Origin of the sequence: Bizionia sp. (genome assembly GCF_048259285.1) — a bacterium.
Taxonomy (GTDB): domain Bacteria; phylum Bacteroidota; class Bacteroidia; order Flavobacteriales; family Flavobacteriaceae; genus Algorimicrobium; species Algorimicrobium hallyeonense.
This window is the reverse complement of record NZ_JBLXHU010000011.1, coordinates 81891-96112: the sequence shown is the minus strand read 5'-3', so window position 1 is coordinate 96112 and position 14222 is coordinate 81891. Positions and strand designations below refer to the sequence as shown.

Here is a 14222-nt window from a genome sequence, read left to right as displayed (position 1 = left end):
TAAAGATACAAAACGTTTAACTAATTCACAGGAAAGGTAAACAATATTTTTTCGAATTCGTATTTTAGTGTATCCGCAAAGCGAAAAAATAGTATATTTGTTAAAGAAAACTTAACAATTATGAAAACAAGTCAAATACTCTACATAGGTATTTTTTTATTAGTAGCAAACATGAGTTTTGCTCAAAACAAATCAGTAAAAGAATCGGAACTTCAGCAAGTAAAAGTAGATACGCTTTATTCGGTAGAGGAGCGAGCAAATATGCAGCGTTGGTTTTATGATCGCGTAAATGATATGAAATTATCAGCAGAGCTTCGTGATGATTACGATCGTATTGTAAATAAATATGTGTTTGATATGAGTCGCTTAAATGATTCGGACAAAACGTATACCCGTGATGAAATACATGAGCAGTTTAATATATTGGTTGGTAAAATGAATGAGGAATTAAAAGGGATATTAACTACCGATCAATATGTAAACCATTTAGAAAATTTTGGACAAATTCAGCGCAGTGTTTATAGTAAATGGAACTTTAAGGACTAGTTATTAATTTATACTTTAGTTAACAAGCTTTTGACTGTTTAATCGTATTTTTGTGGACTATAAAAAATAAATCAATTTAATTTTAATTACTATGAAAAAAGCAATACTAATTTTAGCAGCTTTTGTGTTAACATTTAGCATACAAGCACAAGTAACAACACCAGAATCTAGTCCATTTAGTAAAGTGGAGCAGAAGGTTGGATTAACAGATGTAACGATTGAATATTCGCGTCCAGGAGTTAAAGGACGAAAAATATTTGGAGGACTTGAAGCTTATGACAAAATGTGGCGTACTGGTGCTAACAAAAACACCATCATTACATTTAGTGACCCTGTAACTATTAACGATTACGAATTAAAAGCAGGTTCTTACGCTATTTTTACAAAGCCTGGAGAATCTATGTGGGAAGTGTATTTTTATTCAGACACTAACAATTGGGGAACACCTGAAAAATGGGATGAAAGTTTAGTTGCTGCAATTGCAAAAGTAAAAGTGGAGAAAATTCCATTCACGGTTGAAACATTTACTATAGATATTAATGATATTAAAACAGGAAGTGCTAGATTAGAAATGATGTGGGAAAACACTTATATCGGTATACCTTTCACGGTTCCTACGGATGATAAAGTGTTAGCCTCTATAAATGACGCTTTAAACGGAACGCCAAAAGCCACTGATTATTATGCCTCTGCTGTTTATTACTTAAATGAAGGAAAAGATATTAAGCAAGCTAAAGAATGGATTGATAAAGCTATGAGTATGATGGATAGCCCTGCGTATTACCAAGTAAGACAACAAGCTTTAATATATGCCAAAGCGGGTGATACCAAAGGTGCTATTGAATTAGCTAAAAAATCTTTAGAAGGTTCTAAAGCTGCGGGTAACATGCAATATGTAAAATTTAATGAGGAATCATTAAAAGAATGGGGAGCTAACTAATATATGGTTTTACGACTCACCTCACTATTTGCACTATTGGTACTATCTTTACAAAGCTACTCTCAAGAAGCCGAATGGTTATCGGGCGAGTTACACTTGGTAAATGGAAGCGTAAAAAAGGGACAAGTTAAAATCCCGCAACCAACAAAATCGATACGAATCGGTGCTAATAAGGTTGCTTTTAGAGCTAATAAAGACGCCAAAACAACGCGGTTTAAGGATCACGAAATAGCTTTTGTTTATTTGACCTCTCGGACAGATGGTACGGTAAAGTATGTGAATATTATCGTGGATAAAAAACTAGCACTTTTTCGTGAAGTTGAAACTATTGGTGATTTAACTATTTATGCGCGTAGCATGCAGGTTAATCATGCATCAACTGTTGGTGTTTGGTTTTCATCAAACTTTAATGAAATATATGTACAACGCGAAGGTGAAAAGCAAGCCTCTGAATTAGTAAGCGCTACACGTGGTTTAAACTATTTTCGCAAAAATGTGAATGCTTATTTTTCTAATTGTAATTCGGTGGTCATGGCTTCCGAACCTATTGAAAAAAAGGAGGATGTTTTATCTGCATTACAGTATTATAAAAACTGCATTTAAATGAAATGCCTACTTTAACAAAAAAACGACTTGGTAATAGCAAGTCGTTTTTTTTATGCTTAATCCGTACTTTCTAATTGAAACAATTCCTCAACAGGTTTTTTAAAGAGTCGGGCTAACTTTAAAGCTAAAACCGTAGATGGTACATACTTGTTTTTTTCCATGGCATTTATGGATTGTCTGGAAACGCTGATAGCTACAACCAAATCTGCTTGGGTCATGTTATGCCTGGCACGCTCTATTTTTAAGCTATTCGTCATGGGTAGTGGATTTTAATTTTAGAAAATTGAAACGAATAATAAAAATGAAAAGCGGTGTAAACATACTAAATATCATCACGTTAAAAAATAGCATATCATAAACAAAAAAGACAGCAAACGCTAAAATGGTATAATTTACAATTATCGCCCAAACTAGCGATTCGGTTCGGAGTTGGTAAATAAATTCATCTTCTATTTTCTCTTTGGTGAAACCAATTAGTAAGCCACCAATAATGATAGCGAGTGCTGAAAGTTCATCAACGATTCCATTCTTTATAATTTTAAACCAACCTTCTTCTGTTCCTGTAAATAGACTATCATCATTATAAATGCTTAAAACGTTTAGTTTTATTATATCAGGATCCATATCTGTGGCATATAAAAAGAGGCCTGAAATTAGTCCAAGAACAAGTAATACCCAACCAAACACCTTGTACTTGTGTGGCAATAAATAATTAGTTTTCATAATTGTCCGATTTAAAATTGACAATTCAAATACAAAATAAACTTTACATATTGACAATTTTATTTGACAAAAGGTTGTAAGAACGAGACAATTAGAATACAAAAAGGAGATAGATTATTAATGCTTTAAATTCTATTTTTGTTCGTAAACTGAATCATGATAGCAATAGCCACTACAATGGCACAGCCAACAAAATTCAACCATAAGAATGGTAAATTAATGTATTCATACAGATCTAGCAAAAACAAAGAGATTACCAAAATTTGAGTTATAATAGCGGCAATAAAAACAGCACGACCTTTAACGGCTTTTACAAAAAAGGCTAACAGGAAAATACCTAGAACATTTCCGTAGAAAATGGATCCAATAATATTAACTAACTGAATTAAGTTTTCGGCAAGATTGGCGACACAAGCAACGAGAATAGCTATAATTCCCCAACCTAATGTAAACCAACGTGACACTTTTACCATTTCCGTATCGGTTCTTTCGCGGGTGTTTCTTTTAAATAAATCAATTGTTGTTGTGGAAGCCAAAGCGTTTAATTCACTAGATGTGCTAGACATAGCTGCACTTAATATAACGGCTAATAACAGCCCAATTAAACCACGCGGTAGGTTGTTTAAAATAAAATTGATAAACACATAATCCTTATCATTACTTTCCACTTTTACGCCTTTAGTTTCGCCAGCTTTATCAATTAAATATCGCGCACGCGCACGAATACTATCATTTTTGGCGTTTGCGGAAGCCACGCCTGCAATGGAAGCTTCATTTTTATTGGCTATAAAATCGGCAATTAATACTTGTTTGGTATCGTAAATGGCATCTTGTTCCGTTTGCAGCTCTTGGTATTCTTCAGCATACTGGGTATTTAATACCACTTCCGTTGCTACAGGATTAAAGTTAATTGGCGCTTTATTAAATTGATAAAACACAAACACCATAACACCCACTAACAGTATAAAAAACTGCATGGGTATTTTAAAAAGTCCGTTGAACATTAGTCCCAATTGCATTTCACGAACAGATTTTCCAGACAAATAGCGTTGTACTTGACTTTGGTCTGTACCGAAGTAGGAAAGCATCAAAAACGTACCTCCAATAATACCACTCCAAAATGTATAGCGGTTATTGAGGTCGAAAGAGAAATCTAAAATCTCCATTTTACCGCTTGCACCAGCAATATCCAAAGCGTTGCTAAAGGTGATATTTTCTGGAAGTTTATTTACAATAAGAATAAAAGCGATAATCATTCCTGTAAAAATAACAACCATCTGGTGTTTCTGGGTTACATTGACCGCTTTAGTACCACCAGAAACGGTATAAATAATAACAAGAATTCCGATTATAATATTGAGTAGTAACAAATTCCAACCTAATACAACTGATAAAATAATGGCTGGCGCAAAAATGGTAATACCAGCAGCTAAACCACGCTGAATAAGAAATAAAATGGCTGTTAATGTTCTGGTTTTTAAATCGAAACGATTTTCAAGAAATTCATAAGCAGTGTATACATTAAGTCTGTGATACAAAGGAATAAATACCATACATATGACAATCATGGCAATTGGCAGTCCGAAATAGAATTGCACAAAACCCATTCCGTCATTAAAAGCTTGACCTGGAGTGGATAAAAACGTAATTGCACTGGCTTGGGTTGCCATGACCGACAGACCAATAGTCCACCATTTAGAGCTATTACCACCTTTTAAAAAATCTTGAACATTTTTACTGCCACGCGTTTGATAGGTTCCGTAAGCAACAATTGTAATTAAAGTAATGGATAATACAATCCAGTCGAGAGTTTGCATAGTTAAAAGGCTTGCATGATGAAATAAAACGCTAAAATATAAAGTGCATTAGCAACGAGTAAAATTGTATACATTTTTTCCCATTTGTATTTTTCTTGCTTCATGGTTTTTAATTTTTCGGTTTTATTTTCCTAAAGATAAAATATTTGCAAATAAGCGATACGCACCGGAAACTCCAGCAGGAAATTCCCTAAAGAAACTCAAGCCTGTATAGATGTAGTAGCCTTTTCCGTATTGCGCCACTAATAAACTTCCTTTTTTGGCTGACTCCCCTTTATCATGCATGGATAAAATTGGTGTAAAATCCGTACTCCATTTATCCGGGAAATATAGTCCACGCTCTTGCGTCCAGTTTTCAAAATCTGTTTGGGTTATTTTATTAGGGACATTTAAAACAGGATGATTGGGTGCTAAAAATTTAACATCCGCAAACTCATCGGTGACACGATCGCGAGATAATTCTAATGTATAAGGCGCCAACTCATCGGTTACCAAACCGCGGCTCGTGTTATATTGAACCACCATATTACCACCATTCTTTACAAAATCGAATAAAACAGATTGTTTAAATTTTAATGTTTCAACAGTGTTATATGCGCGTATTCCGATAACAACAGCATCAAAGCCTTTTAAATTATCAGGCGTAATGTCATCAGGCGATACAGTAGTCACGTTATACCCAATTTGTTGTAAACTTTCTGGAACAACATCGCCAGCACCCGCAATATAGGCAATGTTTTCGCCTTTTTTCTTTATATCTAAACGAACCACTTTACTTTCGCTTGGCAATAAAACGGTTTGGTAAGGAATATGATCGTAATCAATTTCAATTAGTTCATTGGAATAGATGTTCCCATTAATTGTAATAATTGGTTTTATGAATCCCTCACTTTGAATGTTGGGAGGCGTTACGGAAAATAAAACCGTTTGTTCTTCACCTTTATTGCTAATAGTTACTTGGTGATTTTCGGGTGAAACGCGCCAACCGTCAGGAACTGATAAGTGGACCATTCCTTCCAAATTATCGTGTCCAGCTTTTACATGTACAGGAATATCTTTTGTGTTAACGGTTTCAAAAATGATGACTTTTTCGGCAATTCTAGCCGACGCTTCTGGGATGATTTCAAAAGGCTTATAAACTTCTCCTTTCACAGGATCGTTGGTTTTATAAACAACGGGCTTCGTGAATGGAATGTTTGTTCCAGCAATATTAATATGAAAGGTGACATTGAAATAATCTGGTGATTCCGGTTTGCCGATTAGAGATTTATCAGAAACTTTATACATGCCTAAACTTCCTTTTTCAATGAGCCAATAAGGTGTTGTTACAGGCGCATTATCGGTACTTGGTATGTGAAAAATTTCTTGAATTTTTATGGATTCATTTTCATTTAGTTCAATGCCTTTCGGAACTTCTAATCCATCTGGATTGGTGAATGACACCAACGTCATTTTTGCTGGACTTCTATTAATAGCTTCTAAATTTAGTTGAATACTTTCACCGGATGTAGCTTGATTCGTTTCCGCCACAGCCTCCACAAATAAACCAGCGCAAGCCGCAATAATGGCTTTAATCTCTTTGGTTTTAATAATTTTCCAATGCGTATTTTCTAAAGCTTGAATGGCATTATAGGCTTCAACCAACTTTGGAAGGGAAGTAGCTGGGTTTTTAAAATCGTAATTGGCTTCCACCTCTTTAAGAATAATGCCAATCTTGGCACCACCTTTTACACGATTCCAACTGGTATCAATACCTTCAAATAAATTGGTTGGAGTGGTTGGCATGGTACCTTTTATCAATTCAATATATTCCATTTCGGTACCACGTGTTCCAGTATTTCCGAAACCTTGCGATTTATGCTGACTTCTGCTTAAGGCTGCAATTTCCGGGTTACTCAAACCGCTTGAAGGAAAATAGATGCCGGTATCCAAGCCAATTAAATTACTCTTATCGGCTCTATCAAACTTCTCTTGACTGCCATAAAACCACCATGATGTATTGAAAAACGCACGTTGAACTTGCCAAGTTTCCGTTGTTTGTAATTGATTCGGATAGATTGAAGCATCATTTGCTAAATCAAAAGCCTCCAAACTCAACATAGCCGAACTAGTATGATGACCATGGGTACTTCCTGGACTTCTGTGGTCAAAACGATTTATGATAATATCTGGTTGAAATTGACGAATAGCCAATACCACATCACTTAAAACTGCTTCTTTATTCCAAATAGCCAACGTTTCATCGGGATGTTTGGAATACCCGAAATCGTTAGCACGAGTAAACAATTGTTCACCACCATCAATCGCTCTAGCTGTTAAGAGTTCTTGCGTTCTTATAACACCTAAAAGCTCCCGAATTTCTGGACCAATGAGGTTTTGGCCTCCATCACCACGTGTTAAGGATAAATAGGCGGTTCTTGCTTTGACGTTATTTGCCATATAGGAAATAAGTCGTGTGTTTTCATCATCGGGATGTGCAGCAACATATAAAACCGACCCTAAAAAATTGAGTTTTTTTATGGACTCGTAAATTTCCGAACTATTAGGTTTTTTGGGTTGCTGTGCGTAGGAATGCGTGGTACTTATTAGAATTAAAAATAGGAAACGTACTAGTTTTATCATAATGGCTTTTGGCTAAAAGACCAAATATAATAAAGACTTATTAAGATGTTTGGCTTTAAGTTTTTTTTAACGCAATGATATACGGGAATTCTACTAACTTTTTGAGATGCGTAAAACGAAAACTATAAATAGGAGGGTAACAAAATTGAAGTTTTATTGATATCAGGTTGTAACAATAAAACTAATAATCATGAAAAATTTAAAAACAAATAAACTTTTACTACTTTTTACATGTTGCTTTTTAGCGCTGGTATCTTGTGATGATGACAACGACCCAATTAACAATGTATGTGAAAACAGTTATGTAGATAATTTGATTAATTCCGTGTTCGCGACCAATATTGATTATGATTTATATGAAACCATGGATTTAGAAACGCATGAATATGATATAATTATAAATGCAAATGGCGAAATTTGTTCTGTAGGGTATCAAAATGCAACGGCTTATGCGGGTGGCTATACTATGGAGGTTATTAATAATACTTCTGGTGCATCTTATTCTGGCACCCATACATTTTCTCAAACAGCATTAGATTATCAAGCCATTACACCTGTAATAGTTTCGTCTGGTGATGAGATTACCGTAAGAAGAACAATTTTGCCAGGTTATGGTAATTTAAATGAAACTATAGGACGGATATATAGAAAAACCGATTTTTCTCCCGTTCCATACCCAATAACGGAAGGAAACGTGGTTTTTCAAAGTTCTAATTTCTATGGATCAGGGGGTCCTGTTATAAATTATGGTCAGCCTTATATTGCTTTAGGTTTTAAAGTAGATTAATACCAGAATTATTCTTCAAGAAATTTTAGGGATGGTTGAAAATTAAAACCACTTCATGCGTTTAAAGTAGTAAACCATTCCAATAAAAATAACGAACATAATACCCAATAGTATAAAGTAACTATTTTCAAAATGAAGTTCTGGCATATTATCGAAATTCATACCATAAATACCTGCTATAAAGGTTAATGGGATAAAAATAGTCGCGATAATAGTCAGTACTTTCATGACCTCATTCATTTTATTACTAATAGTGGTCATGTACATATCCATTAAACTCCAAATCATTTCGCGATAAATATCTATACTGTCGGATAATTGAATAATATGGTCATATACATCATCATAAAACTGAATGGTTTTTTTATGAATAAGTGTATTATCACTTTTTAGAATACGACTAATTATTTCACGTAAGGGAAAAATAGACCGACGGACTTTTAATAATTCCTTTTTAAGACTTAATACCTGTTGACTTAAATCTTCTTTAATATTCCCACTAAACAATACATCCTCTAAATCTTCCACTTTGTTGCCCATGGTTTCACTAACAATGTAGTAATGGTCCACCACGGCGTCTATTAAAGCATACAGTAAATAATCCGAACCCATGGTACGGATTCTTCCTTTGCCGGCGCGCAATCGTTCACGAACCGTATCAAAAACATCACCTTCCGATTCCTGAAAAGTTAGTACATAGTTTTTTCCAAGTACAAAACTGACTTGTTCTATAGTAATATTTTCATCAACATCATAATATAGCATTTTTAAGGATACAAAAATGTAATTTTCATATTCATCAATTTTTGGTCGCTGTGACGTATTGACAATGTCTTCTAATACAAGGGGATGCAAATTGTAATGCGCACCTATTTTTTCAATTTCATCAATATGATTTAAGCCATTAATATTAATCCAAGTAATGGAATCTGTAGACTTAAATTTAAAGGCGTCCTCAATGAATTCAAGTTCTAATTCATTGATAAATTCAGGATTATAATCAAACGACTCAATAAAAAGCTTTTGTGCAGTTTTATCTCCCGTATAAATTAAAGTTCCTGGCGATTTGCCAACGTGTTTCTTATACTTTGATGTTCTTTTTTTACCCATAATGTTGAAATTTACAACAATTATTTGAAAAAATTATACAGCATCAGTGCCATCGTCTTGTGGTAAAACAATAGCATCCTTTTTTAGAAGCGTAACAGGTTTTTGTAGAATTAAGTTGTTTGGATAGGTTACCAAGTCGCCATTATCCAAACGTAAATGCAGTTGAAACGCCGCAATATCCTCAATGATAGCCTCAATTGGGAAGTCCTTATCGTGAATCATTATTTTATCGCCAACCTTATATGGAAAGTTGAAAAACATAATTATTCCGGATGTAATATTGCTTAAAATAGACCATATAGCAAAAAGCGCAATTCCTATGACAGCAAAAACGGATGAAAAAACAACCGCAATTTCTTCAAATTGAGCACCGAAAATAATAGTTTCTATTAGGAGCCAAATTAAAATAAGCGTGGCCGTGGCATACCTTGAAATTAGATGAATTCTTGCATCATTAATTCCAGCTTTATGGCCAATTTTTTTAATTAATTTTCGGGCTATATACCGAATAATTAATAAAACTAAAAGAAGGATAATACTTCCTAAAATTTCCGATTCATAATTTTTAAAAAACTGTATAAATAATAACATAATTGATTAACACATTAAGTGTACAAAGATAGCATAGAAACCATACAAACAGATGCGATTTATGGTATATTTAAGAAGAAATAAATTGCTGAAGGGTTTGATAAACAACATGGGTTGGTAGTCCAACCACATTAAAATAGGATCCTTCAATTTTGGTAATACCAATTTGCCCTATCCATTCTTGAATACCGTAAGCTCCCGCTTTATCAAACGGTTTACAGGTATTTATATAGTAATTAATTTCCGCTTCTGTTAACGCTTTAAATGTAACTTTAGTAACAGCATTTACAGTTTTCTGTTTTTCTGAGGTAGTAAAACAAACCGAAGTAATTACCTCATGCGTTGTATTGCTCATGGATTTAATCATATTAAAAGCATCTTCTGCATTTTTAGGTTTTCCAAGCGCTTTATTATTGTGCCAAACTATGGTGTCACTGGTAATGAGAATGTCGCTTGGATTTAATTCGGCTTTGAATGGTAAGGATTTTAACTGGGCCAAGTAATCACTGATTTCAAAATGGCTTAAACGTTCTGGGAATTCTTCTTTAATAGGTTTTAGAATAATTTCAAAATCCAAGCCTAATTCCCTAAAAAACTGCTGCCGTCTCGGAGAGCCGGAAGCAAGAATAAGTCTGAAGTTTTTTAATTGTTCGTTGAGCATTATCCAAGAAGTTTATATTTATAAATGAGCAGCGATAACATTCCGAAGAGCATGATTATTTTAAGCAAAATACTAATAAAATTATAGTCCGATTTTAGCTTAGCTTGAAACAAACGGATTATGACATAAATTAATGGCGCTATTATAAAAATTAAAAAATAACCCACAATCCATAAGTTGTGATATAGATATGTTATGACATAATAGATAACGGCAGCCAAGGGAATAAACGTTAGTGCCAACGTAACATGTGTTGCACGAGCACGACCAATAGCAATAGGTAGTGTGTTCATACCAACTTTGTAGTCGCCATCAATATCTTCAATGTCTTTTACTAATTCTCTTATTAAATTAATGCAGAAAGCAAACAGGGCATAATCTAATATAATTTTAAAAAAAGTGAGTTGTGTTTCTTGATTTTGAGGTGTAATGGCTGGTAATAATTCAAATAACCCTACCATAATAATACTTAAAGCAATTAATGCCGAAATAACAATATTACCAACTAATATCATTTGCTTTAAGTAGGAAGCATAAATATATAGTAATCCAGAAACAATGACAAAAAGGGCAAAGAATCCGGAGCGGCCAACCAAATGGGATAAATAGAAACCAATTAGCACACCAACCACATTAAAGCCAATAAAAAGACTGTAAGCCGTTTTTTCAGAAATGGATTTACCAACAATTACCTTTTTGGGTTTGTTAACAGCATCTGTATCTTGATCAAAAATATCATTTATAATATTACCACCAGCCGCTAAACATAGTGTTGCTATTATAAGTAATGAAAACCCAAACCCGTTCAAAGTAATGGTTACACCAAAGGACTCCAGCAAAGCATATTTAATAAGTAATTGCACCAAGGCAATCATGAGTAAATTTTTCCAACGAATTAGTGATAAAATACTTTGCATACTTGTTTGTTAGTAGGTGATTAAAGGAGCGTTAATTTTTTAATTCTTTAAATGCGAATTAGTCATATTTGGCATCAAAATTACCTTGCCAGTTATCTTGAACTTTTAAAACTTGCTCAATTACATCGCGAACAGCACCATAACCGCCATTTTTATGCGAGATATATTTTGAAATTACTTTAATCTCAGGAACCGCATCTTGCGGACAGCAAGGCAGACCAACAAGTTTCATAACGGGGTAGTCTGGGATATCGTCACCCATATATAACACATTTTCCAATTTGATGTTGTTTTGAGACAGGTATTCGTTTAGCTGCTGGATTTTGTCGTGAGAGCCTAAAAATACGTCTGTAACACCCAATCCTTCCAACCTAATACGAACACCTTCATTAGTGCCGCCAGAAATTATACAAATATTGTACCCCTTATTTACTGCTGTTTTTAAAGCGTAGCCATCTTTAATGTTCATTTTTCGGAGCATTTCACCAGTTGTTAAAATGGTTACGGTTCCATCCGTTAAAACACCATCTACATCAAATATAAAGGTGGTAATATGTTCTAGATATTCTTTGTAACTTTTAGTTTCCATAATTTATTTAGTGAATTATTGGGTTAATTAGTAAATGCGTTATAGCTTGAATACGCTGATAAATAAATACATAACAAGCTATTTTGTTTTGTTTTTAACTACTTTTTTATTACTAACACCTTGGGTTTTTTTAATAGACGCTGTAAGTAATTTATAGATAGCTTGATGCTGTTCATTTTCAAGCAGTTTTAAATGCTTTTTAATTGTTTTTTTGTCGTTGCGTTTAGCAGGACCTGTTTGTGCTAAATACGGTGAAATATTCTGGACCTTATTTGCAGTTTCCAAAATAAGCGGTTTTAAAATATCAAATTCTACACCTTCCGACTCTGTAATCTCATGAGCCACCCGATATAATTGATTGGTAAAATTATTAACAAAAACAGCGGCCAAATGTAATGTTCTACGCTGATCACTATTTACCTTATGCGTTTTACAGCCCATACTTTTACCTAGCAACTTTAATAGAGGCGCATCCTTTTTGCCTATGGTTTCAATACAAATAGGAACCGTTTCCATGGCCACAGGAACGTTTTTAGAGAATGTTTGCAATGGATAAAAAACACCACGTCGGTTTTTCTTATCTATATCGTAAACACTAACACTTCCCGAGGTATGAACCACAAATCGGTTTTCGAAAGGGAGTTGTTCGGAAATATGCGAAATAGCATCATCACTAACAGCAATTATATATATATCGGCTGGCTTTAATTCTGATAAATCATCAATGGTCTCCACGTCACTTTGAAACATGGCTAACTTCCTAATATCCCTATTATACCATTGTACTACGGAAATAGTTTCTGCCTTAATAAACGCTTTATATAGATGGGTGGCCACATTTCCTGCGCCAATAATACTTACTGAAATCATAAGGCTAAAATACACATAATTATAAATAAACTTTATGCCGTTTTAGGATTAATTTTTCATCCTTTTCTAATTGCTTTATGGTTCTGATAACGGTTTCAACGCGTAAGCCTGTTAAGTCCGAAATTTGCTGTCGTGTTAATTTTACCTCATAAAGCTCGGTGGAATTTGCTGTTTCTTTAAAATGGTTTAATAAGGTTAAAATCCGATGTTCTGGAGGATGAATAGAAAGTTCTTGAATAATTTTCGCCTTATAAATCATGCGCTTACATAAAATCTTGGTGAGTTTTAAATGCACCTTTGGGTGGTTTTCTAATAACTCAAAGAACCGATCTTTAGGCAACATATAGATACTGCAATCTGTAATGCATTGTGCGCAAGCTGGATAATTAGAGTTTTGAAACAATGGTGGTTCTCCAAATGATTTTCCAGACTCAAAAAAACCTTGAATAAACGCTTTTCCATCTTCCGAATGATTAAACATTTTTAGTTTTCCTTGTTTTATTTGAAAATAAAAAAGGGCCTCCTCGTTTTCTCTAAAAACTACCTGACCTTTAGAATAGGTTTTGAGGGTTGCTTGATATTTCTCTAAAATGGCTATTGGAATCATGGTGATATGATTTGAATCATAAATAAACAAAGATAAGTTTTAGAATTTTGTTTCAACAAAAAAACACTATTATGAAATCTTTATATCAACAAGCCATTAAGGACTTTAATGAGAACTATATTCTTTACATTCCACTAACTATTATTTTACAAAGTTGTATTGGTTCTATTGCAGCCATGTATATTTTAATGAATAGTCCTAACGAAGCGTTTAAGTTTTTTGAACTAACTTTGTGCGTAGTTTTAGCCATGGGTTATAATGCTGTAATTTTTGCACAGCTTAAAACCAAAATTATTTTTCCTATTTTATTGGCAAGTATCACTATTAATATTCTGCTGATAATAATTAATGTTTATCAATTGTCATAACGCATCACATGAAAAAAAACATAGAAACCCGAGACGATGTCTTTCTTTTAGTCTCTTCATTTTACGATAAAGTTCGCGCTGACGAATTTTTAGGGCCTTTTTTTAATCGTGTGATTACGGATTGGGATGCACATATTGACCGATTGACAACTTTCTGGGAAACGAGTTTATTTATGACTCGGAAATTAGAAAAAAAATACTACGGAAACCCGCTTGAAGTTCATGTTCAAGTAGATAAGGAAAATAACCATGCTATTACCGAACATCATTTTGGAGCTTGGTTAAATTTATGGTTTGAAACCATAGATGAACATTTTGAAGGCGAGGTGGCTGAAAATGCTAAGCGTCGTGCTAGAAAAATGGGAAGTTTTATGTATTTAAATATCTTCCAAGCTAGACCATCAACAACTTAAGCTTTTTTTACACTTTGTTAATTATATCCCGATAAAACATATCTATAAAAGTCTT

At 33.9% G+C, this 14222-nt stretch carries 17 protein-coding genes; 6 read left to right on the top strand and 11 right to left on the bottom strand.

Features of this window, described 5'->3' with window-relative positions; genetic code table 11:
* Window positions 1–120: 120 nt before the first annotated feature.
* From ACN0QX_RS07660 to ACN0QX_RS07650, 3 genes are all read left to right on the top strand, one after another.
* Window positions 121–546, top strand: coding sequence for a hypothetical protein (locus ACN0QX_RS07660; RefSeq protein ID WP_248400259.1), 426 nt, complete (start codon window positions 121–123; stop codon window positions 544–546).
* A 91-nt stretch (window positions 547–637) separates the two neighbouring features.
* On the top strand, window positions 638–1486 hold the full coding sequence (locus ACN0QX_RS07655) for a DUF2911 domain-containing protein (protein ID WP_376859273.1): 849 nt from the start codon (window positions 638–640) through the stop codon (window positions 1484–1486).
* A gap of 3 nt (window positions 1487–1489) precedes the next feature.
* Complete coding sequence (locus tag ACN0QX_RS07650; protein WP_417196118.1) at window positions 1490–2089, top strand: hypothetical protein; 600 nt, start codon at window positions 1490–1492, stop codon at window positions 2087–2089.
* Between the two features lie 59 nt (window positions 2090–2148).
* Here ACN0QX_RS07650 and ACN0QX_RS07645 read toward each other — a convergent pair whose 3' ends face one another.
* The 4 genes from ACN0QX_RS07645 to ACN0QX_RS07630 form a co-directional block, all read right to left on the bottom strand.
* Complete coding sequence (locus tag ACN0QX_RS07645) at window positions 2149–2349, bottom strand: helix-turn-helix transcriptional regulator (protein WP_417196116.1); 201 nt, start codon at window positions 2347–2349, stop codon at window positions 2149–2151.
* Window positions 2339–2815, bottom strand: a complete 477-nt coding sequence (locus tag ACN0QX_RS07640) for a hypothetical protein (RefSeq protein WP_417196114.1) — start codon at window positions 2813–2815, stop codon at window positions 2339–2341. The genes ACN0QX_RS07645 and ACN0QX_RS07640 overlap by 11 nt, the downstream gene beginning before the upstream one ends.
* A gap of 125 nt (window positions 2816–2940) precedes the next feature.
* On the bottom strand, window positions 2941–4632 hold the full coding sequence (locus ACN0QX_RS07635) for a sodium:solute symporter (RefSeq protein WP_248400240.1): 1692 nt from the start codon (window positions 4630–4632) through the stop codon (window positions 2941–2943).
* Between the two features lie 123 nt (window positions 4633–4755).
* On the bottom strand, window positions 4756–7254 hold the full coding sequence (locus ACN0QX_RS07630; protein WP_417196112.1) for a PIG-L family deacetylase: 2499 nt from the start codon (window positions 7252–7254) through the stop codon (window positions 4756–4758).
* 190 nt (window positions 7255–7444) lie between these two features.
* Here ACN0QX_RS07630 and ACN0QX_RS07625 point away from each other — a divergent pair, with 190 nt between their 5' ends.
* On the top strand, window positions 7445–8041 hold the full coding sequence (locus tag ACN0QX_RS07625) for a hypothetical protein (protein WP_417196110.1): 597 nt from the start codon (window positions 7445–7447) through the stop codon (window positions 8039–8041).
* Between the two features lie 42 nt (window positions 8042–8083).
* Here ACN0QX_RS07625 and corA read toward each other — a convergent pair whose 3' ends face one another.
* The 7 genes from corA to ACN0QX_RS07590 all read right to left on the bottom strand — a co-directional run bounded on the left by corA (window position 8084) and on the right by ACN0QX_RS07590 (window position 13386).
* Window positions 8084–9151 (bottom strand): magnesium/cobalt transporter CorA, encoded by a 1068-nt coding sequence (corA, locus tag ACN0QX_RS07620; protein ID WP_248400234.1) that lies wholly within the window; start codon window positions 9149–9151, stop codon window positions 8084–8086.
* Between the two features lie 33 nt (window positions 9152–9184).
* Window positions 9185–9742, bottom strand: a complete 558-nt coding sequence (locus tag ACN0QX_RS07615; RefSeq protein ID WP_248400232.1) for a mechanosensitive ion channel domain-containing protein — start codon at window positions 9740–9742, stop codon at window positions 9185–9187.
* A 70-nt stretch (window positions 9743–9812) separates the two neighbouring features.
* Complete coding sequence (locus ACN0QX_RS07610) at window positions 9813–10403, bottom strand: Maf-like protein (RefSeq protein WP_417196107.1); 591 nt, start codon at window positions 10401–10403, stop codon at window positions 9813–9815.
* Entirely contained in the window at window positions 10403–11320 is a 918-nt protein-coding gene (locus ACN0QX_RS07605; RefSeq protein ID WP_417196105.1) for a geranylgeranylglycerol-phosphate geranylgeranyltransferase, read from the bottom strand. Before ACN0QX_RS07605 ends, ACN0QX_RS07610 begins: the two co-directional genes overlap by 1 nt.
* A gap of 58 nt (window positions 11321–11378) precedes the next feature.
* Window positions 11379–11909: a KdsC family phosphatase gene (locus tag ACN0QX_RS07600; protein ID WP_248400226.1), complete on the bottom strand. Its 531-nt coding sequence runs from the start codon at window positions 11907–11909 to the stop codon at window positions 11379–11381.
* 78 nt (window positions 11910–11987) lie between these two features.
* The gene (locus ACN0QX_RS07595) at window positions 11988–12779 is read right to left on the bottom strand and encodes a Rossmann-like and DUF2520 domain-containing protein (RefSeq protein ID WP_417196102.1); all 792 of its coding nucleotides are present in this window, start codon (window positions 12777–12779) and stop codon (window positions 11988–11990) included.
* A gap of 19 nt (window positions 12780–12798) precedes the next feature.
* Entirely contained in the window at window positions 12799–13386 is a 588-nt protein-coding gene (locus tag ACN0QX_RS07590; protein WP_248400222.1) for a Crp/Fnr family transcriptional regulator, read from the bottom strand.
* Between the two features lie 71 nt (window positions 13387–13457).
* Here ACN0QX_RS07590 and ACN0QX_RS07585 point away from each other — a divergent pair, with 71 nt between their 5' ends.
* Both ACN0QX_RS07585 and ACN0QX_RS07580 read left to right on the top strand, forming a co-directional pair.
* Complete coding sequence (locus ACN0QX_RS07585) at window positions 13458–13754, top strand: hypothetical protein (protein WP_248400220.1); 297 nt, start codon at window positions 13458–13460, stop codon at window positions 13752–13754.
* 8 nt (window positions 13755–13762) lie between these two features.
* Window positions 13763–14167, top strand: coding sequence for a group III truncated hemoglobin (locus tag ACN0QX_RS07580; protein ID WP_248400218.1), 405 nt, complete (start codon window positions 13763–13765; stop codon window positions 14165–14167).
* Window positions 14168–14222 lie beyond the last annotated feature (55 nt).

Bases quoted from the DNA above. Each gene is read 5' to 3' on its own strand.
- ACN0QX_RS07610 (WP_417196107.1), bottom strand. From the start codon at position 10,403: ATGCTCAACGAACAATTAAAAAACTTCAGACTTATTCTTGCTTCCGGC.
- ACN0QX_RS07645 (WP_417196116.1), bottom strand. From the start codon at position 2,349: ATGACGAATAGCTTAAAAATAGAGCGTGCCAGGCATAACATGACCCAA.
- ACN0QX_RS07625 (WP_417196110.1), top strand. From the start codon at position 7,445: ATGAAAAATTTAAAAACAAATAAACTTTTACTACTTTTTACATGTTGC.
- ACN0QX_RS07630 (WP_417196112.1), bottom strand. From the start codon at position 7,254: ATGATAAAACTAGTACGTTTCCTATTTTTAATTCTAATAAGTACCACG.
- ACN0QX_RS07600 (WP_248400226.1), bottom strand. From the start codon at position 11,909: ATGGAAACTAAAAGTTACAAAGAATATCTAGAACATATTACCACCTTT.
- ACN0QX_RS07615 (WP_248400232.1), bottom strand. From the start codon at position 9,742: ATGTTATTATTTATACAGTTTTTTAAAAATTATGAATCGGAAATTTTA.
- ACN0QX_RS07635 (WP_248400240.1), bottom strand. From the start codon at position 4,632: ATGCAAACTCTCGACTGGATTGTATTATCCATTACTTTAATTACAATT.
- ACN0QX_RS07660 (WP_248400259.1), top strand. From the start codon at position 121: ATGAAAACAAGTCAAATACTCTACATAGGTATTTTTTTATTAGTAGCA.
- ACN0QX_RS07605 (WP_417196105.1), bottom strand. From the start codon at position 11,320: ATGCAAAGTATTTTATCACTAATTCGTTGGAAAAATTTACTCATGATT.
- ACN0QX_RS07585 (WP_248400220.1), top strand. From the start codon at position 13,458: ATGAAATCTTTATATCAACAAGCCATTAAGGACTTTAATGAGAACTAT.
- ACN0QX_RS07590 (WP_248400222.1), bottom strand. From the start codon at position 13,386: ATGATTCCAATAGCCATTTTAGAGAAATATCAAGCAACCCTCAAAACC.
- ACN0QX_RS07640 (WP_417196114.1), bottom strand. From the start codon at position 2,815: ATGAAAACTAATTATTTATTGCCACACAAGTACAAGGTGTTTGGTTGG.
- ACN0QX_RS07655 (WP_376859273.1), top strand. From the start codon at position 638: ATGAAAAAAGCAATACTAATTTTAGCAGCTTTTGTGTTAACATTTAGC.
- ACN0QX_RS07595 (WP_417196102.1), bottom strand. From the start codon at position 12,779: ATGATTTCAGTAAGTATTATTGGCGCAGGAAATGTGGCCACCCATCTA.
- ACN0QX_RS07650 (WP_417196118.1), top strand. From the start codon at position 1,490: ATGGTTTTACGACTCACCTCACTATTTGCACTATTGGTACTATCTTTA.
- corA (WP_248400234.1), bottom strand. From the start codon at position 9,151: ATGGGTAAAAAAAGAACATCAAAGTATAAGAAACACGTTGGCAAATCG.
- ACN0QX_RS07580 (WP_248400218.1), top strand. From the start codon at position 13,763: ATGAAAAAAAACATAGAAACCCGAGACGATGTCTTTCTTTTAGTCTCT.